Genomic DNA, 23,813 nt, shown 5'->3' with positions numbered 1-23,813 from the left:
AGTGGTCTCTTTTTTTGTTTGATAAATTACTAATCTTAATCATGTTTAAAAAACGATATGAATTTTAGAGCAAAGAACAAAGGAAGCAAGTTTGAAATTAAAATTTATGATAATATGCTAACCTTAGCTTAAAGTACAATTGATACAAAACTGCTACTATTGTGCTTGATGAAATAACCTATTGCCATTACTCCAAATTTTATAACTGTACACATGCAATTTAAAATATTAAAAGCAGTAACTAAGGATTTTAGTTACAGGTGCTTTCTAATCGCACTTATAATTTATTCGAACCAAGTGACAGCACAATCTATCCAAGATCCAATTCAAATAGCCTTCTTGGCAGATATCCATTTACAAGATATTTATGGCTCGCTTTCGGATTCTAATTTTAAAGGTGTTTTAAATCCTAAAAACAATAAGAATGTTTTAATCCGTACAATGGAATCGCAGTTGCAATCGACGCGTATTTACAACGAAAATTATTTTGCATTCTTAGCTGCGCTAGACGATATTGCTTCAAGAAATATAAAAATAGTAGCGTTACCCGGTGATTATACAGATGATGGACAGCCTTTACATGTGCGCGGTTTAGCAAAAATTCTGAAACAATATCAAGACAAACACGGAATATCATTTTTCATAACTACTGGAAATCATGATCCTTCAGGTCCCTTTGCTCAAGAGTCTGGCAAAAGTGATTTTATGGGGCAAAATGGGAAAAGTCAAGCGATCTATAGCCAAGTCGGTTTACATAAGGTAAACCTAGAAATAGAAGACCCGCTAGTACTTTCATCAGATGTAATGAAATTAGGTTACGAGGGAATTATGAATGAACTGAAGGCCTTTGGTTTTTATCCTAACAAAAAAAACAAATTTTGGGCAACGCCATTTTCGAATTATACTACTGAAAATTATGACTTTTCGAAAGCAGAAAATGCGGCTTCGTTACACAATCGGCAATACGAAATTGCAAAAGGCTACACAATCCCTGATGTAAGTTATTTGGTTGAGCCTGTCGAGGGTCTGTGGTTATTGGCAATTGATGGTAATGTGTATACTCCAAAGTCTGATGATGGTAAAAACACAACTTCATCTGCAAGTTATGGAGAAGCGAGCACGGGCTACAATAATGTTTTGTCTCACAAAGCACATTTATTAAAGTGGATCAAATCAGTATCGGAACAAGCAAAAAAACAAGGGAAGACTCTGATTGCATTCAGTCATTTTCCTATGATTGATTTTAATGACGATGCTACAACTGATCTCAAGGAATTATTAGGTAAAAATAAATGGCAACTCAATCGCGTACCTGAAGAGGCGGTTGCAGAACAGTTTGCTGATGCAGGTTTGAAAATGCATTTTGGGGGACATATGCATATCAATGACACGGGAGTACGTAGGAGTGCCAACGGAAATCAATTGGTAAATGTACAAACGCCTTCGCTAGCGGCTTACATCCCTGCGTATAAACTGTTGACTATTTCGTCTGATAGTATTGCTACTGTCGAGACGGTGACAATAGACGAAGTGCCTCGCTTTAACGAGCTTTTTGATTTATATGAAAAAGAATACCAATTTCTAAAAAATACAGGATCAAAAACATTGTGGAATCACGATATATTAAAAACAAAAAATTACCATGAATTCACCGATTTCCATTTAAAAGAATTGGTTCGGTTACGCTTTATGGCAGACTGGCCCAAATCGTTTGCCGATTTTCTTTCGACTACAAATGGAGCTGACTTAGTGATGCTTTCGCAAAAAAAATCCAGTAATGATCTAGAAGAAATTATTGCAAATAAAAATTCAGAAACAGCAGAGTGGCAGAAGGCAGAAGAGAAAATTGATACCCTTTTGCAATCTCAAAATTTAAATATTGAAGATTTTAAAAAGTGGAAAGGTAGTGACTTATTTACAGATTTTTATCGAATACGAAATGCAGATAAATTAGCAATAGCAGAAATAGGCTTGGAAAAAATGAAACAATATAAACTATTAATTGAATTGTATCTAACGGCTAGAAACGAAAACAGTGTAAATCCTCAGCGCCGTCAACTGTATTTGTTTTTCAAGATTTTTAATAAATTTATGAATGGAGCACCAGCAGATCATTTTTCAGTTAATTTAAAATCAGGTGCTATCGATGATTTGAATAAGTAGGAATACAAATAAAAAAGAGAGACAATTATCTGTTGATAGCTTGTCTCTCTTTTTTATAAATTTTTACTTCCCGTTGACTGGATTTTTTCGAACATAAGTACCATCGTCAAAATTTATCTTGTAGGTAGAATCAAAAAGTTGACTTGGCGTGTAGTAATCTGTAGTAATTATCTGCGCTCCAGATTTCTTAGCTTCTTCAAATCGACTGTAATCATTAGCACGGGCCTCTTTTGTATCTGCATCTGCGCGGGTTCGTATCAAGTATCCTTTTTCGACCAAATCTTTTATAGTCGCATCTTTAGGATCGTTTCTAAATAAGGTAGCTGCTTCTGGAGTTCCTGGTTCGGCATTGATAAAGAGAACAGCACTTTTAAGAGAGGGATGGTGAGCCGCATACATTGCTTTTTTGGTTCCATTGTTATCCATGATAAACAAGAATTTTCCTTGGGCATTTTTTAATGATGGCCAATTGTGGTGTAAAACAGCTTCTTCTAATGTGTTGTACGAGCCACGTACATTATCAGGCGTGATGACTTTATCAGGACCTAAAGTATTTATAATTACGTGATCTAGTTGATCAAATAAAGCGGTGGTAAATTCTTCAGGCATGTTGTTAAAAAAATTAGGACCACCATCTTTTGGTTCTAAAGTGATAAAAACAGGAGTATGATTTGGATTGTCATTGGACCATTTTTTCAATTCTTGTAAACACAGCTCTAATGTTAAACAAGAGGTTCTAAAATCAATGTCAGGCATGTGCAACACTTTGAATCCTGGTTTATTCATGACTCCTAGAGGATCATAAGCTATTTTAGAATGTATTAGTTCTAAACCTTTGGGATGCGCATATTTTCCTCCTATAGTATCCGCATAGACATCAATTTCTAAATTTCGTAAACCCTTATTTAATTGGTCTGTTATAGCGATGTGTTCGTATTGCAAACCTTGATAGGAGTTAGTCGTATCTCTTTTAGCAACCAAATTATAAAGGTCACTTTCGAGTGCTTGCCTGTAACTGTTGTGAGAGCCTATTACCTGTAATTGGTTGATTTTGGAGTTGCTCTTTTGAGCGTGTAGTGTGGCACCAAGTGAACAAGTGCTTAATAAAATTAGCGCTGCTTTTTTCATAATAAAAATGAATTTTAGTAGTGGTACGGCGGACAGTAATAAGTGGATGCCGAAAGTACCTATTTTGATAATGATCTGTGTTAAATCAAGAAAAAGAAATAGATAAGCAATCATTAGCAATTTTGCTAGAGTAATAGTGGTGTAGCAACCATTTCTTAATTTATTGTTAACACTCAGGCAAAAGTGGTTGACCATACATTTCATTCATTTGTGTGAAACAAAAACAGCCATTTAATTTTATGAAAAATCCTGAAAATTTTGAGAAAATCTATTTGTTATATTGGGAAAAACTTACGGCTTTTTCTTTTAATATGACGCAAGACATGGATGTCGCTCAAAACATAGTTCAAGACGTTTTTATAGATTTATGGGAGAGGCGAGACAGACTCGAAATTACGTCAATAGAATCGTACCTATATAGAGCAGCGAAGAATCAAGTTTTTAAATATTATCAAAATAACCGATTTGACAAAACCATTATTGAAGAAAAATTTGAAGATTACATCGTTGACAATTTAACTACAATTGATCCCGAGGTGATGGAGAAAATCTACGCCATGATTGAAAACCTCCCAGAAAAAAGAAAAGAGATTTTGCTTATGCATAAAATGCAAGACATGACCATTGATCAAATTGCGATAGAGTTGTCTTTGTCGAAACAAACAGTGAAAAACCAAATTTCTTCTGCTTTAAAACACCTTCGTTTTGCGCTAAAAGATGTGTCGTGGATGGCGTCATTGCTAGTAGTATCGTATGAATTTTTAAGATAACTTTCCCTTAATGGTTTGATAATATTCTCGAATAGTACGATTTTAAGTTTTCAGTACTTATAGGTAACACTACCCGTTATGATGAGAAAATTGAAACACAGTTTAGAATATTTTACAAATAAGAGTCTGAACAAAAAGACCAGTCCGGCTGAGGAAGATGTTTTAGATTCTTTTGCTAAAGCAGAATATGAAGCAGCATTTTGGCATGAAGATAAAATGGGTAGCAGTATAATAGTAAGACAAACTATTTATGAAAACATTTTACATAAAACCGAACATAAAAGTAGTTGGAAATCGTACGCAATTTATGCGGCCGCAGCAAGTATTGCGGTACTCTTAGGAATAGGTTTCTATAATAGTACAACCACAATTTCTGAAGAACAAAAACTGTTTACGACATCAAACAGCTCTCAATCAATTCAACTTAGCGACGGATCAATTATTCATTTATCTGCGCATTCTACATTACAATATCCTGAAAATTTTACAGCCTTAGAACGAAACGTTTCTTTATTAAAAGGTAATGCCTTTTTTGAAGTAGCAAAAGATAGCGTGCATCCATTTATTATTTCCTCAGGTAAAATTAAAACAAAGGTCATTGGGACTTCTTTTCATATTCAGCTGTCCAAAAATAGGGCTATCGTTATGGTAAGAACAGGTAAAGTTGAGGTGAGCACAAACAAACAATCTGTTCAATTGACTCCAAATCAAGAAGCTGTTTTTTCGAATGATGCTTTAAGCAAAAAGACAATGGATGCCATTTTTGCTACTAATTGGTACGCTGAAGATGTCACTGTAAACCAAATGAAATTGAGTAAGGTTATTGAATTAATCGAATACAAATACGGAGTTACTTTTCAATACATCAAAGGAGTTAACGGCGAAGGTCCTTTGACTGTTTTTATTGCTAAAGATGCAAGCCTAGATAGCGTACTACAACAAATCAATTATATAACAAATTTAAAATTCAGTGTTTATGGCGAAACAGTAAAAGTGGAATAAAAAAAAGCAGTTGCTACGAACAACTGCGATTAATAATTAAGTATCGAAATCAACCAATAACTTAAATCATGTATTTTAAAACTAACTATTTAAAAATAAAAAGTATCGTCTTTTTATTTCTGGCCTTACTGTCGTTTGGGAACGGAGTGGCAAAAGCACATCCTAAAGATCCAAATGTAAAAAATAAAGTGGAAAAAGCAACATTAGTCGCTATATTTTCAAAATTAAGTAAAAACACTGCTTATAAATTTAGTTACGGAGCCGAAGTGATTGCTGATGATACTATGTACCAAATTGAAAATACTGAGAAGCCAATTCTAGCTATTATAAAAGAACTTTCTCAGAAAGCAAATTTCAATTATTCGATAAATGGCAAATTAATATTGGTACACAAGGAAAAAGCAATTAAAGTACAAAATGCCGATAAAATAACGGCAAAAGGTAAAGTTGTAGATGAAAATGGAATGCCTGTTCCCGGAGCAACAGTATTAGAAACAAATACTGCGAATACTGCCATAACAGATTTTGACGGAAATTTTCAAATCATAGTTAACGAAGGTAGAACACTGCAAATATCGTATATGGGCTATCAAACAAAAACAGTTAATGCATCAAAAAGCTTTATAACTGTTAGGTTAGAACCTGATACTGCTGAGCTGAATGAAGTATTAGTGGTAGGTTATGGTAAACAGTCAAAAAAGGATGTTACTGGAGCAGTCACGCAGCTTGACGCTTCTAGTTTTAGGGAAGGGGTTGCAATATCAGCAGATAATTTAATTCAAGGTAAAGTAGCTGGAGTGCGTGTCGTAAATACTAGTGGCGAGCCGGGTGCTGGGGTAAATGTTACGATAAGAGGAGTAGGATCGATACGAAGTGGTAGCACACCATTATTTGTAGTCGATGGAATTCCTTTATCAAATGATGATGTGAGTCCGTCAGGGAGTAATGTCGGTTTTGGAGCTTCGGCAGCTAAAAATCCTTTGAATTTCTTGAATACAAGTGATATTGAATCGATTACCGTACTAAAAGATGCATCTGCAGCAGCAATTTATGGAGCTAGAGGTTCTAATGGAGTAGTGCTGGTTACTACAAAAAAGGGAATGAAAGGGCAAGGTACATTGAATTTTGATTCGTATTTAGCCGTTTCAACCGTAGCAAAAAAATTGGATATCTTGAATGCAGAAGAATACAGAAATTCCATTAGTGACCCAGCTTTTGATCACGGAGGCAGCACTGATTGGCAAGATGTAATATATAGAACGGCAATTACAAAGAACAATGCTTTGTCGTTTGCAAAACAAACAGATTCGGGAAATTACTATGCGTCATTAGCGCAAATGGATCAAGAAGGAATTGTTAATAATAGTAATTTCAAGCGTCTTTCGGCGAGGATAAATGCTTCAGAATCTTTTTTAGATAATAAAAGACTGAAAGTAAAAATGAATCTTACGGCAAGTGAGACTAAGGATGACGGTGTACCTACTAGTGATGATGGTGGATCAAATGGGCAGTTGATTATTCATACTTTAATGGCAAATCCTACAAGATCAGTTTATGATGAAAATGGGGATTTTACTAACTTCAATATGAATGCACATTACAATCCGGCTTATCTATTGAGTATTTATGAAGATGAAACGCGTAATTTAAGAGTCTTGGGGAATTTAGAAACTTCTTTTAGAATCGTCAACGGATTAGAATACAAACTGAATTTAGGTATCGATCGATCACGTGCAAAAAGAAGTACAACAATTTATCCCAATTTAACCGATCTAAACCCGAACGGTAGGTATGTACAGAACAATCTAGATTCTAAAAACTCTCTGATTGAGCATTACTTAACTTATAATTTAGCACTAGATAAACAAAAATTTGAAGTTTTAGGAGGATTTTCGTATCAAAAATTTGAACGCTCAGGAACTAGTTTTAGCATTGATGGTATTGCAGCTCAGGGTACTGGAGTAAAACCAGCAATTAATCCTGGATTTGCAGGGATTCAATCAGGAGTATCAGGTTATGCACAAGAAAACGAGTTGCAGTCTTATTTTGGACGTGTGAATTACACTTTAAATGAAAAGTACCTTTTGACGGCGTCAATGCGTGCCGATGGTTCTACTCGTTTTGGTACAAATAATAAGTACGGATACTTTCCCTCTTTTGCACTAGGATGGAACATTGCAAAAGAAAAATTTTTAGTAGATGTCGCTGCTATTGATAATTTAAAATTACGAAGCAGTTGGGGACAAACAGGTAATCAAGAAGTAGAGAATAAAATTACACAAGCGAGTTATTCCTTGTCAGGTGCTGATGGATACTATTTATATAATGATTTAAATTTAGTAAACGGAATTACTGTAAACAGAACACCCAATCCAGATTTAAAATGGGAGGTCGTTACTCAATATAATGTTGGTCTTGACTTTAATTTATTGAAAGACAAAATTTATGGAACGGTAGATTATTTCAATAAAACTACGACTGATGCTATTTTAAATATTCCTTCTCAAACCTTGAGTCCAACTACAACGATATGGACTAATATTGATGGGAAAATTGTTAACAAAGGTCTCGAAGTTTCGTTAGGATCGAAAGTGATTAATACGGATAACTTCTCTTGGAACATTGATGCAAATGGTGCCACCTTGAAAAATAAAATTGAAGATCTACCAGTTTCTGAAATCTTAACAGGTTCAGTATCTGGACCGGGACAATCTGGAGTGGTTGCTAATATTTATAAAAGTGGTTATGCAGCTGGTTCCTTTTATATGTTAGATCATATTGGCTTTGATGACCAAGGCGCTAATATCTTTAAGGATACAAATGGAGATGGTAAAATTGATAATTCGGACAGAGTGATTATAGAAGGTGCACTTCCAACTTTCTATTACGGATTCAATAGTGATTTAAAATATAAAAATTTTAGTTTGTCATTGTCAATTATTGGACAAAGCGGAGGTTACCTTTTAAATAATACGGGCTTAAATGCATTGAATATTAATAACTTGGCTTCAGATAGAAATGTAGCCACAGACTATTATGAGTCAGGAGCAAATGCATCAAATGCTCCTATATTATCAACTCTTTTCTTAGAGAAATCAGATTTTATCCGCTTAAACACAGCAAGAATAGGATACACCTTCAATTTAAAAAATCTAAACTGGTTGAACGGTTTGACTTTATACGCAACGGGTCAAAACTTATTCACAATTACAAATTATTCAGGATACGATCCATTAGTTAATAGTCCGAAATCAAGCGGTGGAAATCAATCGATAGGTATTGATTACACTAGTTATCCTACTTCGAGAACTTACAGTTTTGGAGCAATTTTAAAATTATAAACGATGAATACACATAGAAAAATTTATAGAAACATTTTTACAATTTGCGCTATGGCCTTGCTATTTAGTAATTGTACAAATTTAGATGAACAAGTATTAGATGAGGTCCTTGGGGAGAGCACTTCTAATCCGGCAGGCGCACTTGCTGCAGCATACGATCGATTAGGAGATGGAACTTTTGTAGATCATTCAGGAGTATTTGCAATGCAGGAATATACTACTGATGTGGCATTATTGCCTACTCGCGGAAGTGACTGGGGTGATGGAGGTAAATGGCGTGCTATGCATGAATTTACTTGGGCTTCTGATAATGCTGTAATTTCTGGAAACTGGAATATGCTAACCAATGGAATCACCCGTTCTTTAACTGCTATTCAATCTATCGAAGAAAGCAATATCCCTGAAAAGAAGTTATTTTTGGCGGAAGCCAAAGGACTGCTAGCCTTTTACACCTACACCACTTTGGATTTATTTGGACAAGCACCATCTAGAGATCCTTTAAATCCTAAAGCAGATTTAGTTGTATTGAAAGCTGAAACAGCGATAGATGATCTCATTTTAGATGTTGAAGCCGTATTGCCAGACTTGGCTGATTTTGGAACACAAGCTACGCACCACGGAAGATTTACGAAACAAGCGGCTTATGGTTTGTTGACAACAATGTATTTAAATCGTGCTACATTGAAAGACCGTTACAATGCGAGTTCTAATTTTAATTTTGCTGAAGCGGCTGTTAGTGGTACCGGTACTGACATGGATCGTGTAATTTACTATTCATCGTTGTTGATTAATTCAGGGAAATTTAGTTTAGAAAGTAATTACTTTAAAAACTTTTCTATCGATAATGCAAATGGTAGTGAGTTGATATTTGCTGTAAGTCAAAAGATAGATTACATTAGAAATGGTTCAAATAGTTTTGCTTATGTATGTGTAGAACGCAATCAAAGAGCTTCGCCAGCAAATAGAGGAACGAATGCTGCTTGCACAACACCAGAATTTTATGCAAGTTGGAACGGTAACCATGAAGACCCAAGATTTCAACGCAGCTATCAATATGGTGATGGAACTTGGTTCAAAAATGACGGTACCACAGCTAGTGTTCCCGCTACTGATATTGTTGCAAATAGTAATGGACTGCCATGGTTCCACTTTAATGCTGGAATAAATGTTGGACCACAATACGGTCCAAAGCTAATTTCTTCGGGTAAGTTTGAAATGACTACAGACAATCGCATAAAGGTTTCGCCATTGTACATGGAAAAAAGCACAACAACTCGTATGGATTTTACACCAGAACTTAATTTTGATAATCCTTCACAAGCTGTATTTGCACAAAACCAAATCAATAGAGGGGCACGTATTTTTAAATTCGAATTTGATCCTGAAGAAGGCAATGGATCCAGCAATGTAGATATACCTTTATTTCGTTTAGGGGGAATTTATACAATGCGTGCCGAAGCGTACTTTAGAAAAGGAATGAATGCGCAAGCACTTGCTGATGTAAACATGCTGCGCACTAGCCGAAAGAGAGAATCTTTATTCGGTAATCAGCCAGGTGCAGCTATCACTGCAATCGACAAAGAAATATTGTATAAAGAATTAGGTTTCGAAATGTATTGGGAAATGTACCGTCGTCCTCAAATGATCCGCTTTGGAAAGTTTGATTTGGCTTACACAGCAAAACCGCTTTCACAACCATTTAGAAGATATTTCCCTATTCCGCAATCTACGATTGATGTGACTAAAGAGTTTACTCAGAATCAGGGATACAATTAAGTTAGTTTTGTTTATTTTTTTTTGAAAGCCTGTTCCTTTTTTGGGAGCAGGTTTTCTTTTTAAATTCTTTTTTCTCTTTCTTCAACTATTTTTTAACATGGATAGAAATAGCTTTTAGCTAATGATTAGATTTAAATATCACGGAATACGGTTAGTAAAAATTTATGGTATTGCTCCAAATTTGTAATGAATATTAAAATAGATACAAATATGGATTTCATAACAATGTTGCAGTTACCGGTATTAGATACTAATGAGGTTTTAAAGATAGCTCAAGAAATAGCAGATATAGAGAGAAAAGAAGAAAGACCGCGCATGCCTAAGGTAAGTATTAGGACGCATTGCGACAGCGCTTCTGGATTTTTTGTGAATTATGATAGCCAGAAACAAGTAGTTTTATTGTGTGACATTTATGACCGTGATGCCCAATTTCAGTACATTCAAGTGCATTCTATTTCATCAATTTCATTGAGTAATATAAATAAATACGGTTATTTATTATCTGATGGAACGATTCCTTTTGTACCTGATGCTAGTGAAATCCCAACTATGCTACAAATCAAGAAAGACATTCATACACTAGAGCTTGAAGTCAAAGAATTACTGGAAAAAGAAATTGCTATTGCATATAATAATGATGAAACTCCCGAGGATTTAGAGAAATTCTATGCTTCAAAAGTAATCTCATTATTAAAAGAAACACTTTGGAAAATAGCGGCAGATAATTTAGGTAAAGAGGCTTTTACAAAATCAATTTCAACTATTAATTTTAATTTAGGTCAGGAAAACAAATCAAGTCTAGAAAAAGAGGTGATTTCAATTACTATCGATACTTCAAAGGGACTGAAGAGTTATCCTAAAGCAGCAGCATTACAAAGTTTAATCGAAAAAGGATTGTAAATTACATTTTAAAAATAAAGAAATGAAAGAACTAAGTGTTATTCAAAAAATAGAGTTGAGAATCAAAAAGGACGAAAATTCAGAGCAATTATTTAACCTAGCGAGCTGCGATTATAGTTTTTCTACGTATTTTACTGATGAGGTAGAAAAAAATAAGTTGGAAGTGAATTTATCATGTGCTATAAGCGGTGGTATCGATAATTTCTTTTTAGAATGGTTGTCAAATCAAGCAGGAGAGTGGTCTGGTTCTTTGAAAATTTTTTATCAAGATCAAGAGAAACCAGAGATGAGTTTTGTATTTGAGAACTCTCTGATTCATAATTTTAGTCAATCTTTTTATGTGAATAATGAACACGCGCAAGATGGATACTTTAGTGGTTCATTGAGAGGTGTCGTTTTAAACGGAATCAAAATGAATTAAATCATTTGATAATGATTTTTATAATTTGCCTTTAGGATTTATTTTCTAAAGGCTTTTTTATGCATAAATTTAATTATAGGAAATAAAAAAAGAGGAAAAACCAGTATTGACTTTTCCTCTTTTCGAATAAAAACTAAAAACTATAAATTATTTTCTAAGTACTCACGAATTGTCGAATCGATGAAATAGCCACTGTGGTGACCACCCCAACAGGCAGTAAGAGAGAAAACGCCATTCTCTAATTTCAGTTCTTTCTTAGCTTCGGCACCTTCGTTAGGGATGCAGTATACTTCTATAGAATTTACACTTTCTGCCATAGCTTCTTTTCCCATATCGTCTTTGCAAACTAATTTGATTCCATCTGTAAGACGTTGCAAACATACGCTTGGTACAAATTTAATGAAGTCCATTTCAAATGTATCCCAGTTGATATTTATAGGCAATTCCTTCCCCACAAGTTCGTTGATTTCCTTTTGGTAATCCCCTAAATATTGCTCTTCTATTGACTTTGCTGCTCTTTTTTCCTGTAATCCCATGTTAAATTTTTTTATGAATGAATGATATCTCAAAGATATTTGAATCGTACTTTTCATTTGCACCACTTTTAAGTGAATGTTAAAAGTCACTGAATTCAGTGAGGCGCTTTCTTTCTCTTAGGTTTACATTTATATTAAAAAACAGAATTATGAAATTTGTCATTATAGCAGCCGTTACGCTACTTATTATTGCTTTTATTGTATCAGGGTGTTCTAGGTTAGCGGGTGGACTTTCTAAGAAGAAAGCGGCAAGTAACCTGGAGACTTACCTTGAAAGAGAATATGGTGGCGAACTCACATTTAGTGATTTGAATCGGTTTTTTAATGCTGCCACGATGAATCCTAACATTTTTACGGTGCTTATTTACAATAAAAACATACCAGAAATCGAATTTTATACCCACATTAATGTCAAAACTATTTTGGAAGATGATAGTTTGCCCATGTATGGCAGCGAGAAAAAAACGATACCTGATTTGTACAATGAAGCATTAAATCGTTATACGATTAGGCAAGCAATCATTACTGATTTTAAGAATGATATTCCCGAAATTATTTTTTCTACAGATATAATAACCTTGGATTTTAAAACAAATTTAGTTGCAGCTGAGCTACCTAAGATATTGGAAAATTTTGTCGCTAAAATGAATCAATCTTTCGAAGAATTATTTAGTGGTTACGAATGGAGTTTATTAATTAAAACCGATAAACATACTGAAGGCTTTATCGAAATTCCATTAGATATTGATGATGACAAATGGCATTTGAAACCATTTATGTTGTCTGAAAAAGTTAATAATTTTAATATATTAAAAGCTAAGGTCGAGGAGACTCTTCAGGCCAAACTTAATGCCTCGTATACTAATTATAAAATTTCTGATTATAAAAAAATTTACCTCGACAAATCCTCTTTGTCAAAAGGAGCTTGGGTTCATTATCTTAATGATAAAAGAGTGGTAAATGTTGAAAATGGTCCATGGAAAAATCCCCAAAAAGCAATTTATATCAGCTATTTTGACTTAGATTCACTTTTTATTTATCGAGGCGTGATGTTAACTGAGGAAAGTGATAAAGCTTCGTTTGAAGAAGAAGCAACACAAATTGCCAAAGCGCTTAAAGACGAAGGTATCATTATCAATTAATCTAGAATTTTCTCTAGTCAAACAATCCCGATTCGATCGCATATTTTACTGCTCCAGTAGTTGTTTTTGAACCTGTTTTTAATAAAATGTTTTTACGATGTGTTTCCACAGTATTCACTGAGATAAATAATTTTTCTGAAATTTCTTTAGAGGTTAACTCTTCTCCCAATAAAGCGAGTACTTCTTTCTCACGAGGGGAGAGTTCGATATTGCTGTATTTTTTCCTTTCGAAAACACTCTCCATATACCGTTGCTTGATTACTTCGGAGAAGTATTGTTCGTTTCCTAAAACTGTTCGTACCGCTTTTTGCAGTTCTTCCTTGCTAGTAAATTTGGGAACAAATCCATCAGCACCTTTTTGGATCACTTTATGTACCGTTCTATGGTTGTCAAGCATACTTAACATGATTATTTTTACGTGGCTGTGTTTTTTCTTGATTTCTGTCAGTAGTTCAATACCATCCATTTTTGGCATGCTAATGTCACTAATAATCAAACCTATTTCAAATTGTTTCAGTAAGCGAACCACTTGATTTCCTTCGGTGGCTAGGTGTACGTCACCAATCTCTTCCATATCGCTCAATATGGTGTTGATGCCTTCAAGAAACATTAAATGATCGTCTGCTATGATGATGTTTATTTTACTCAAAATTTTTAATTTAATGGAATATCAACTGTAATTGATGTTCCGTGTCCTGGGCTACTATCAATATCTAAGGTTCCTTTTACTTTTTGCAAACGATCTTTAATATTGCGTAGGCCTATTCCGTTAGTTTTACTTTTATGAAATCCTTTACCGTTATCACTGATAAAAATGTTCAGGTGATCAGTATGTTTGGTTAATTGTACGTCGACCTGGCTCGCCTCAGCATGTTTTAAAATATTATTGATTAGCTCTTGCACGATGCGATAAGCATCTGCTAACAAATCCTCAGCTAGTTGATCAATATCTTCCTCAGGGAAAAAGTAAGTCTGGATTTTAATATCTGCCTTCTGTGTGATTTGGCTAATAAAATCATTTAGGAAACTGACAAATCCTATTTTCGAAAAGGGTAGTGGATGAAGTTGGTGTGACAAACTACGCACATCAGTACAGGCATTATTGATAGCATTTGCAATTCTCTTAGACTGTGCTTTGTCATCGTGATGCTCTGTATAATGTTCGAAAGCAATTCGAATTCCAGCTAAATCACTACCAATTCCGTCATGAATTTCTCGCGCTAATCTGGAGCGTTCTTCTTCTTGACCTTCTTGATATCGCTGAATAACAGATAATTTATGATTTCGAATCATATCTGTAATTTTGTGTTTAGCATTTTCTTCTTGCTGCAAAGCAAACTCTTTTTGCACGCGCAAACGTTGTACATATAATACTCTAACAATAATTAGCATTAGCAAAACTAATATAAACCCAATGATAAAAACATTTCTAATCAAGCGTTGTCTAGTCACTTTTACTTCCGCTTGTTGCAATTCGGCTTCGCTTAATTTTTGTTCTTTTTCGAGCAATTGAATACGTGCTTCTTTTAATTGCGTTTCGTATCCTTCTTGAATATTGGCGACATATTTCTCTCTGTCAAGAGAGTTTTGATCAGCGACTGTGGTAACCCCTTTTTGGTAGAATTCTAAAGCCTTTTTATAATCGCCATCCTCTTGATACAGCTGTGCTAGGTTTTTATAAATTTCGGCACTGTATCTTACTAGTGAACGCTTTTCCCCAATGGCTAATGCACGCTGAAAATATTTTATGGCTGATTTAGTATTACCCAATTTCTTTTCACACAATCCCAAATCATTTAATACAATTACCATGTCTGAAGTAAACTGGATTTTTTCTAGCAGAATTAAGGTTTTTTTCATTGCAGTGACAGCCTCTTCACAGCGACCTTCTTCAACAAGCATTTGAGCCAAATTTATATTGATGTAAGCAATGACAGCCTTATTGCCTTCTTTCTCTCGATACCCTAAAACGGTTTGATAATGTTTTCTTGCCTTTGCATATTCACCTTTCTCTTTCATGATGTTAGCAAAATTAAATAAGGTGGTAAGCACACCATCATCATCACCAATTGCTCTATAGAGATTTGCTGCCCGATCTAAGTTTTTAGCTGCTTTGTCATAGTCTTTTTGAAGTAAATATAGTGTAGCAATATTTTGATACGCATTAGCTTCTTGAACTTTATTATCTGTTTTTTCAGAGTATTTCAAGCACTGCATAAAATTATCAATCGCTTTAGGATATTCTCCCAAACTCTTGTAAGCAGAAGCCATAATATTGTAGCAAGCAGCCATGCCTTTTTCAATCTTTAGCTTGCGTAATATTGTAATCGTTTCATTAGTGTATTTGATGGTACTCTTGTAATCTCCCGTGATATTACTCAAATTTCCCAAAGCATATAGTGCCCGGACTTCTTGCAGCTCGATACCTAAATCCCGACTTTCTTTCAACCATTCTTTAGCCGCTTTTGTGGCAACTTGTGGATTAGAATTAATATTTTTTTGATAGGCAGCAGACAGTGAATCAATACGAGCTGTATTGTTAAACGTTTGCGATATAGCTGTATTAATTAATCCCGTGAAGAGGAAAAATAGCAGTAAAATAAGATGTTTTGTCAATAGCTTCATTTAAAAATATACGTAAACTTAACAACTTTATACGAAACTAGTGTTCCTTATTCTAGTTTTGATTTCTGAAAGAGCTTCAATTTCGCCATTTTCAAACTCAATATCTAATTTAGTAATGCGTTCTAATAAATTATGTTGCAGGTACAAATCATCCTTAAAATGGGTGTTCGCAACTGTTACTTGATCCAGTAAAGCCACCTCTGATGGTTCTTCTTTACTTAAAAACATAGCGTTGTACTTAATATATGCCTCAGAATTATTTAAATCCTTAGAGATAAATTTTAATCTTCGTAACATCATGTGGTTTTCATCTTTTGGGAAATGCACAAAAGAGTAATCAGGATAATTTTGCAGCATATTTTGATACGCTATTAAACTGTCGATATATCTTTTATCATCGTATAAAAGTTCCGCATAATCAAAATCAAGTTGCCAGTCGCTAGCCTCTGGAGCTTCTCTTTTAATAGTCTCGCAAATTTCAATTGATGGAGCTGCAATAAAACTTTCTTTCGAACAAGCCAAAGCTAATTTTAAATAATACCCTTTATTCGAAGCCATCTCAGCAGCTTGTATTAAAGAAGCTGCTCCTGCACTATGGTTTCGCAACATCCAATGAATTAATCCATTGTTCCTAAAATCTAAAAAAGTGCTTGGCTCAGCAATTAAATCTTCTTCAGTTGCGCTATTTAAATCTTCAGGTTTAGGGATGTATTCATAAAAGCAAAGCCATTGCAAAACAGGCTTGAGTTCCTCCGGCAAATGTCCTTGTTCGTGATTGTATATTGCATATTTATAACATTCTTGATAATCGCCCATTTCTAGGAGTGCTTCGACGCATAAATTTATGGTGCTGCAATAATCAGAATCCCCTTCTTGATAATAATTAATTTCTTCCTGCATGTCTTCAAAAAATGCTGTATAATCGAGATTGACTTTATGGATTATCATTCTTAAATTGTAAATCCATGGTGCATAAGAATGTGCAGGCAGTGGAAAATCAGATAGAGATTCATTAATGACTTCGAGAGCTTCATCAAAGCGTTGCAATTTAACTAAAGCACGCGCTCTAAAAAACATGGTTTTAAGAGTAGGGGATTGCCTTCTATGAAATTGTGCCACGATATCTAATATTCCTTGCCAACTTTCAATTCGACTGTTTACTTCTAACAAATAAAATAAATACTCGCTCATTCTCAAGCCATTCCTAAAAGCTTCATGATAAGTCGCTCCACATTCGCTATATTTTGCTTTTCGAAAAAGAGACTTGGCTTTTAAAACTAATAATAATGGGTTTTTAGGATTTAATGCTAAGCCTTGGTCCACGCAAGTTTGAAGTACTTGGTCATTTTGAGTATGATAATTGGCAGCATTTCCTAATAGTAAATAGTGATGCTGAGCCAACTGCCAACCTGAATTAGCCAATTCTTGCATGTACTCTTTGTACTGATCAAAATTGCTGTACTGCTCCTCAGGAAATTGCGGTTTTGATGGCGCTTTTAAAATTTGAGATACGATATCGTACATCATAAAAGACGCAGCATAATCAGCAATTAATAAACGAGTGCGATTTGCTAGCTTCAATGATTTCCATTCGGTTTTCCAAAGGTTTTTGTTTTCTACTGAACGAGCTTCCCAGAGTGAAATTTGGATTCGAGCATGATCTTTACTGGCAAGGTCCAATCGATCGTCCACCTGTAACTCTTTTAAAACAGATAGATTATGCGTAGCAGAAGCCAAGTCCAATAGTTGATGCCTGTCAACTTCTTCATTTGAATTAGATAGCTTTTCTAACTGAGCAGCTTCTACCTCCCAAAGTAAAAACCTTGCTTCTGTTAAGGCAGGATAACACTCTAAAATATATTTAAAAATAACAATAGCTTCATCATATCGTTTGTCTTCTTGTAATTTCAAAGCATAATAAACGTGCAAATTTTCATTGTATGGAAATTTCATTAAAGCATTTTCGTACACTTCATTCTCGCATTCTTTGTAATAACTACACACATATTCATAATCTGAGGCTTGCACTTCTCTACAGTTTTCTAACGCGACTAGATAGGAATGTAAAACGGGCATATTTAGTTCCTCAAAAGCGCCAACATATAGCATATAAATTCTATAATAGCGCGCATAATCTGCTGTGTTCTCATCGCCTAAGACATCAATATTATCTTGAATTGTGGAGATGAGTGTTTGCAACTGCATGTATTGATTGGCTTTATATATTTCTTCAGCACGCTCAATAAGTTTTAGGACTTCTTTTTTTGATAAACTCATTTTTTCCATTCTTTAAACCAGTCGGCTTGTTGTATATTTAGTCTTTGGTAGCACTCCCACAATGTTCCACTGCCTGGAAATGTACTATTATCTTGTTCTGTCGTACCTAGTATGTATTCGTCTCCCAAACAGACGTTGCGGTGAAATTCTCCCCAACTAGAAAAGCTAGTTTTTACAGTATCATTGGCTTCTTCTAAACGTAGTAACATTTCGTCTGTTTCAATAAATCCTAGAACATGACCCAATCGCATTTGCATGATATAAACAGCCATTTCGTAGCCAATTAATTTCTGCGTTTTTAAAATAAAACGGTATTTCCAGACTAATTTGTAAATGTTTTTAGATCGTGGATTTTGCTCTGCGTTGTATTTTGCATCGAAAGTGGTTGTTGTATCATTGCGCAGTTCTGAAGCTAGTTTTTCAAAAGATTGCGAAACCATTTGGCCGCTTTCATAACGTTGCAAACTGTTTCGCAAATGCAGACCTGATTTTATGCCAAATAATTTTAATAATCGCTTGGCTTGTTTGACTTGCATGTCATCATTTAAGTCAAATCCTGACCAAGTGGTTAAGTCTGCATGCTTGTGATTCTTTTTCAAAATCAGCGCCGATAAATTCAATTGATCTTGTATTTTAGCTGTTATTTCTTGTGTCATTTTTTACGATTTTAAATCTTCTACCACTTGTGATAAAACGGTTGCTACATTCTCAGGATAGACACCTGATTTTATCATTGCTTTTAATCCCATGGCATAAGAGCCTGCCATTTTTGTTCCTTTTACTAAGTGTACAAATAGACTTTTACTTAACGTTCCATAATTTTCTAATGTGGTTCCTGGAGCTAAGTTTACATCTAGCAAAGTCATATAAAGCGCTTGCGTAAATCGGGTCTCTATGCCAGTATCATCTTGTTTTAAAAACGATTTAAATGCAACGATATCTCTATTAAAAACCTCTAATATTTTGGTGTCACAAATACCCTCAGCACTATAGTTCTCTAAATTTTGTAATAGGATATCCACATACTCCGGATTGATAGATGCAGTTTCGATTGCAACAGTAGTAGTTATATGATGCTTTATAAAAACGTTAGTTTCTTCTTTTAACACGTCTTTAAAATGATGCTGATACAATTTGTCAATAATTGGTAGCAACCGTGTTTGATGTACAAAACTGCTTGTGTCATTTTGACTGTATTTTTTAAGAAATTGAAGGGTGTTAGTATTTAAGTTTTCAGCATTTAGTGCACCCAAAAAGTCTGATAGAAACAACTCGATTAGCGCAGCTATTTCTCCTGCTATTTGATTTTCGGCTTCTCTATGTTTGCATTTTTTATGAAAACTTGTGATGTGATTTATTGCGCGATCAATAAAAAAACTAACATTCTCATCGTGAGCATTAAAATATTGTGCAGCGCGTACACCCTGGGTACTGAAAGCGTCGGCGATCCAAATGGCTTCTTTTTTCGAACTGTAATAAAAGTCGCCTAGGTAGTTGAACCAAGCTTGAATAATATTTAAATTCAACGGACGGTTTTCGTTTATATAATGACTTTTAGCAAAATCATTACAGCTCTTTTTCACACAATTATCAATGTTTTTTAATCCCCAGATTTCGTTTACACGGGTAAAATTTCCAGGGTCAAAACATAAAATGCTTAATGATTTTACAATTAAAGGTAAATTTTGCTTCGTAATTTCATCAGAAGTATCTCTTGCAGAATGCGCCATTTCTAGTAAATATAGTTGCAAGAATTCTTGTTGCTCGGCGTTGTATAAATTCAATAATTCTTCTTGGGCATCATGAAAAGTGCGAACAAGAAACTGATTTAGAGGACTGATTATTCCGAGTTTAATGAAATCTTGAAGCCAGCTCTTAAAAATCTCAGAAGTTTGAAAAACGTCGTTGATTAAAAAAGCTCCTGTAACTTGAAAAGCTTCGTTTTGAAAACGCATTGTAGGCAATCTGTCAGTTTGATTCTCTAGCAGTAAGTTACCAAATAAAGTATTGTAAACCTCTATTTGATGTCTTTGTCCAGCTTTAGGATGGCATTTATTAAACCAGAAAGGAATGCATTGCAAAGGCAAAGCCTCGGCAGTATTCTCACTTAAAATTTTTATTCCATGATTTTTAAAAGCTTCTGTGTTAAAATTACTTCCGCCGTCAATGAGCAGCCAATCCAAAAATTTCAAGTAGCAATAGTCTAATTGATTTTGAGGTATGTTCTTATCACGATTATTAAACAACAATACATCTCCAGCGTCCCAAACTTTGTTCCCGATGAAATGGACCAAAGGATAAAAATTATCAGAGGTTTTGATATTAAGTAATTCTACACTCTTAGCTTCCGTGAAAATTAGTCTTTCCTTTAAAGCATTGATTGCATATAAACAAGATTCAGTATTATTTTGGTAAAACAATGCTAACTCGTTACTAAACCAAGGACCCATTAAGTCATAAGCCGTCAGAGAACCAATGCGACCTACTGGGAGAATTTGATGGAGACTAGTAATGAAATGGTGCCAATCATTTTCGAAAAAATAAAGAATGAAATTGTCATCAATTTGGAATGGATGTGTGGAGATGGTTTGATCTTGATTTACCACTGTGTATGAATTTAAGATGTCATATTTAATACAATTCTGAATCAAGAAATCTGAATTTAGAACATCTCTAATGTCAAATATTCGCTCTAGTAAAAAACGCGCTACAGTAAGAGAAGCTTGCGATTTACTTTGAACTAAAATTTTTAAAATCTGGAAAATTTGTGCTTTTATTACTTCAGAGGTCGTGCTAGATTGAAAGTAAGTCAGATTGAAATATAGAAAGTCTAATAGTTTAAGGACACTTTTTTCATTAGGATAAAATCCGTTTTCAATAAGGGGCAACCACGACGCAACAAGTTCTATTCCTGCTGCTTCATCTTTGTAAAGTTCAGGGTGAAAATAAATTTGTTGAGAGACTTTACTTGAAAAATCAGCTTGGACCTCTTTTAGATTACTGTTGCTTAGCGATTTTTTATAAACATTATTTTCGGTAACGTTAATCAATTCTAAAATTTGAATTACTGCTTTTAATTCAGCATCACTAAAAGATGCTTTTTCTAATTTTGGGACTATATTTTTTATAAAAATGGCAGACATTTGCTGGGTGGTGTTCAAATTGTGGTTTAATTTATTTTTTGCTATCAACTCTCGGTTAGCGCTACAATTCTTTTATACATTCCCGTTTAGGACCATAGCTTCCATATGTTTTTTCGAACTTGAAATCTATTTTTCGAATGAAATTTTGATAGTCAAAACTAGGGAGTTGGTCAAGACAGCTTATCAGTAAATGTTTGTTTATAGCAAAATTTTGGTGGTGAATCGCATCGCAACTCAGAGCAAAATTTATAAGTTCAGGATCTAAAGCTTGGGTTCTAAATACTCCTTGAAATTCATTAGTAACATTAGCCTCCTCTTCATTATTTTGGAGGGTAACCTTTGCTGTATTTGACATTGGGCCATTTCCATGACGGGTTTGATAACAACGCGTTATGTAATGTATTTCGATAGTAATACTATCACTTAAATGTGCTTTTATCAATGCAAGAGCATTCTTTGAAGTAGTATTACTCCAAGTAGTATGCGGATGAAAACCATGTTGTGTATCGAGTAGAATTCCTTGACTTCCTTCAAAAATGAAGTGACTAAAACTACTAGCTAAATTGGATAGAGACGTTATGCTATAAAGTGGTCGAATGTGGAGACAACTCTCAATAAAATCATGATCGGCGTACTCTTTTAATTCCTCTTTATAATACTCTTGAACATCTTCGGGCTGGCTTTTTAATTTAGTTTCATAGTACTTTTTAATACTAGTCAAACGCTGTTTTATGACCCATTCAAATTGCAAATCACTCGCATAGAAGTATACTTCTTCTTTATTTCTAGCGATGGTAGTTCCAAAACCCAATCCGCAAGAACCGTGATTTTGTTGCTTTTCTAAGGCTCGATTAAAAGCAATATCATACATGGTCGTAATCATTGCCAAAGGGTGAAAATATAATTTGGGTTGGTATGCTTTTAAAAATGTTCCTTCATTTTCAATTGCAGGAGGGAATAGGGTAGTGTGCTCAGAATAATAAGTAGGCACAGCAAGCAAAGTCCCCGATCCAAAATTACTAAAAGTATGTGTTAACTCTTTTGTGCTCACAGTATGCCCCACTTGATGTCCGCCAGAAAAGCGCACAACCAGACTGTTTTTAGGATCTTGCGATGCTAGAAAATCAGTAGTCAAACCTTTTCCAGCATCACCAAAACCTAAATCGATAACCAAACTACATTTTGCCATTTATAACATGTTTTCTACCTCTGTATCTGTTCCAGCAGTAGGAGTATTTTTATTTGTATAAGCAGCTGGTTTGTGATTTTGAATCACCACTTGAGCAATGCGCTTAGCTACCGTTTTATAATCAGGAATTTCGATATAGTTCTCCCCTAAAAGTTCTTTCCAATTCCCTTTTCTAATGTCTCTTTTAGCCCAATCATCATGTTCTAAATGCATGTGAAAAACATTGTATTTTTCTTGTGCTTCTTTGATAATTGCTTCGGTTGTGATCGTTTCTGCTGTATTAGTGCAAGTGTATCTTGTGATAATTTCTGCAGGAATAGTAGGGAATACAGGTTCGTCACCTATGGTAAATAAAAAGCCTTTTTGCTTTCTTTTTTCCCAGCAGTCAATCGAAGTATGACGTGCCGCAAAAAGATGTGCTAGATTATATCCTTCTTGGTTGTTTCCGCCACCGCCGCCTTCTAAGTACACTCGGGTTAACCAGCGGTCTAATAATTCTGCCGAAGATTCAAATTGTCCAACTTGCAATGGAGCGCTGTCATAAATAAAATCACCAATCCCTAAAAAAAGTACTTGCGGATCCTCAATTCCCGCCTCCATTAACGAACTAATAAGATCAGGTAACGCTTCTTTTACAATGTGTTCAGGTACAAATCCCATACTTCCAGTGACATCTAGAGCGACAATAATCGAAACAGTTTCAGGATGCTCTTCAGAATCTCTCGACTCTCTAACAAGTGCTTTTGCAGGATCCATTTCAGGATCTATTTGCCTGGAAGTGAATATCTCTTCTCTCGACTTGTTTCCGTAATCTTTTGATTTTCGTAGTCGTGCATACGCGTCGGTACTAAATTTTCCTCCTCCCATAATTATATTTCGTTTATCGTTCCACCAAATAAATGCGTGTAGCGCTTTTTAGCTAGTTCTAATTTTATTTCTAAGTTTCTTATTTTAACAGACATTTCTAAGTCTTTAGATACATAATCTTTAGCGTCAAAATCAGAAGCCAAAACCAAACTATTCGCATCAGTCGGACTCATATCTAACATATTTTCTTGCTCACGAACTAATCTTTTTAATGATAGTGCTAGGTCCTCTGTTTCCCGCTTGTACATTAATTGTGCATCTTCTGCAATAGCACTTGCGCGGTCGTCTCTTATCTTTTCGTTGTTGCGTTTTAACGATTCTAGAAACGCAGCATTTGTAACTTTATCTTCCATAATATCGGTTTTCAACAAAGTTAGAGGCATTAAATGTTCTTCTTATCCCTGAAAATAGTGATATTTTCCTTTTCGAAAAATTAAAAAACTATAGTGCAATGGCAAAGAAGATTCTTTTTCGAAAAAAAATCACCGAATTCAGTCAGTGCCATTCTTCTTGAAGATATTAAATTTGATACT

General features: G+C 34.7%; 18 protein-coding genes. 8 read left to right on the top strand and 10 right to left on the bottom strand.

From position 1 onward, the window contains the following. The first annotated feature begins 213 nt into the window (after positions 1–213). On the top strand, positions 214–2,163 hold the full coding sequence (locus H603_RS0103145) for a metallophosphoesterase family protein (RefSeq protein WP_051219126.1): 1,950 nt from the start codon (positions 214–216) through the stop codon (positions 2,161–2,163). Positions 2,164–2,226: 63 nt separating this feature from the next. Here H603_RS0103145 and H603_RS0103140 read toward each other — a convergent pair whose 3' ends face one another. After that, the gene (locus tag H603_RS0103140; protein ID WP_026707212.1) at positions 2,227–3,291 is read right to left on the bottom strand and encodes a phosphatidylinositol-specific phospholipase C1-like protein; all 1,065 of its coding nucleotides are present in this window, start codon (positions 3,289–3,291) and stop codon (positions 2,227–2,229) included. Positions 3,292–3,530: 239 nt separating this feature from the next. On the opposite strand from H603_RS0103140, the gene H603_RS0103135 reads away from it, so the two are divergent. From H603_RS0103135 to H603_RS0103110, 6 genes are all read left to right on the top strand, one after another. Next, positions 3,531–4,061 carry an RNA polymerase sigma-70 factor gene (locus H603_RS0103135; protein ID WP_026707211.1) on the top strand — a complete coding sequence of 177 codons (531 nt, stop codon included), beginning with the start codon at positions 3,531–3,533 and terminating at the stop codon, positions 4,059–4,061. Between the two features lie 78 nt (positions 4,062–4,139). After that, the gene (locus H603_RS0103130) at positions 4,140–5,063 is read left to right on the top strand and encodes a FecR family protein (RefSeq protein WP_026707210.1); all 924 of its coding nucleotides are present in this window, start codon (positions 4,140–4,142) and stop codon (positions 5,061–5,063) included. A 68-nt stretch (positions 5,064–5,131) separates the two neighbouring features. Beyond that, a complete protein-coding gene (locus H603_RS0103125) occupies positions 5,132–8,404 on the top strand; it encodes a SusC/RagA family TonB-linked outer membrane protein (RefSeq protein WP_026707209.1) in 3,273 nt (1,090 codons plus the stop codon). Positions 8,405–8,407: 3 nt separating this feature from the next. Beyond that, a complete protein-coding gene (locus H603_RS0103120) occupies positions 8,408–10,180 on the top strand; it encodes a RagB/SusD family nutrient uptake outer membrane protein (RefSeq protein ID WP_026707208.1) in 1,773 nt (590 codons plus the stop codon). A gap of 210 nt (positions 10,181–10,390) precedes the next feature. After that, complete coding sequence (locus H603_RS0103115; protein WP_026707207.1) at positions 10,391–11,080, top strand: hypothetical protein; 690 nt, start codon at positions 10,391–10,393, stop codon at positions 11,078–11,080. A 22-nt stretch (positions 11,081–11,102) separates the two neighbouring features. Further along, positions 11,103–11,501 (top strand): hypothetical protein, encoded by a 399-nt coding sequence (locus H603_RS0103110; RefSeq protein ID WP_026707206.1) that lies wholly within the window; start codon positions 11,103–11,105, stop codon positions 11,499–11,501. 140 nt (positions 11,502–11,641) lie between these two features. Here the strand turns inward: H603_RS0103110 and H603_RS0103105 are convergent, their stop codons facing one another. Continuing rightward, a complete protein-coding gene (locus H603_RS0103105) occupies positions 11,642–12,037 on the bottom strand; it encodes a hypothetical protein (protein ID WP_026707205.1) in 396 nt (131 codons plus the stop codon). A 149-nt stretch (positions 12,038–12,186) separates the two neighbouring features. On the opposite strand from H603_RS0103105, the gene H603_RS0103100 reads away from it, so the two are divergent. Continuing rightward, entirely contained in the window at positions 12,187–13,179 is a 993-nt protein-coding gene (locus tag H603_RS0103100; RefSeq protein WP_026707204.1) for a hypothetical protein, read from the top strand. A 13-nt stretch (positions 13,180–13,192) separates the two neighbouring features. Here the strand turns inward: H603_RS0103100 and H603_RS0103095 are convergent, their stop codons facing one another. The 8 genes from H603_RS0103095 to H603_RS0103060 all read right to left on the bottom strand — a co-directional run bounded on the left by H603_RS0103095 (position 13,193) and on the right by H603_RS0103060 (position 23,633). Next, positions 13,193–13,828, bottom strand: a complete 636-nt coding sequence (locus H603_RS0103095; RefSeq protein ID WP_026707203.1) for a response regulator transcription factor — start codon at positions 13,826–13,828, stop codon at positions 13,193–13,195. 5 nt (positions 13,829–13,833) lie between these two features. Continuing rightward, complete coding sequence (locus H603_RS0103090; RefSeq protein WP_245576078.1) at positions 13,834–15,795, bottom strand: tetratricopeptide repeat-containing sensor histidine kinase; 1,962 nt, start codon at positions 15,793–15,795, stop codon at positions 13,834–13,836. Between the two features lie 36 nt (positions 15,796–15,831). Then, positions 15,832–18,081: a hypothetical protein gene (locus H603_RS0103085; protein WP_157510386.1), complete on the bottom strand. Its 2,250-nt coding sequence runs from the start codon at positions 18,079–18,081 to the stop codon at positions 15,832–15,834. Continuing rightward, positions 18,078–18,737, bottom strand: a complete 660-nt coding sequence (locus H603_RS0103080) for a DUF1266 domain-containing protein (RefSeq protein ID WP_026707200.1) — start codon at positions 18,735–18,737, stop codon at positions 18,078–18,080. Before H603_RS0103080 ends, H603_RS0103085 begins: the two co-directional genes overlap by 4 nt. A 3-nt stretch (positions 18,738–18,740) precedes the next feature. After that, entirely contained in the window at positions 18,741–21,224 is a 2,484-nt protein-coding gene (locus H603_RS0103075) for a hypothetical protein (protein WP_026707199.1), read from the bottom strand. Between the two features lie 61 nt (positions 21,225–21,285). Beyond that, positions 21,286–22,413, bottom strand: a complete 1,128-nt coding sequence (locus H603_RS0103070; protein ID WP_026707198.1) for an adenylosuccinate synthetase — start codon at positions 22,411–22,413, stop codon at positions 21,286–21,288. Further along, positions 22,414–23,280 carry a hypothetical protein gene (locus H603_RS0103065; RefSeq protein WP_026707197.1) on the bottom strand — a complete coding sequence of 289 codons (867 nt, stop codon included), beginning with the start codon at positions 23,278–23,280 and terminating at the stop codon, positions 22,414–22,416. It abuts the gene before it with no gap. 2 nt (positions 23,281–23,282) lie between these two features. After that, the gene (locus H603_RS0103060; RefSeq protein WP_026707196.1) at positions 23,283–23,633 is read right to left on the bottom strand and encodes a hypothetical protein; all 351 of its coding nucleotides are present in this window, start codon (positions 23,631–23,633) and stop codon (positions 23,283–23,285) included. Positions 23,634–23,813: the final 180 nt, after the last annotated feature.

The organism is Flavobacterium frigidarium DSM 17623 (assembly GCF_000425505.1).
GTDB lineage: Bacteria > Bacteroidota > Bacteroidia > Flavobacteriales > Flavobacteriaceae > Flavobacterium > Flavobacterium frigidarium.
This window is presented reverse-complemented; position numbering and strand designations above follow the sequence as displayed.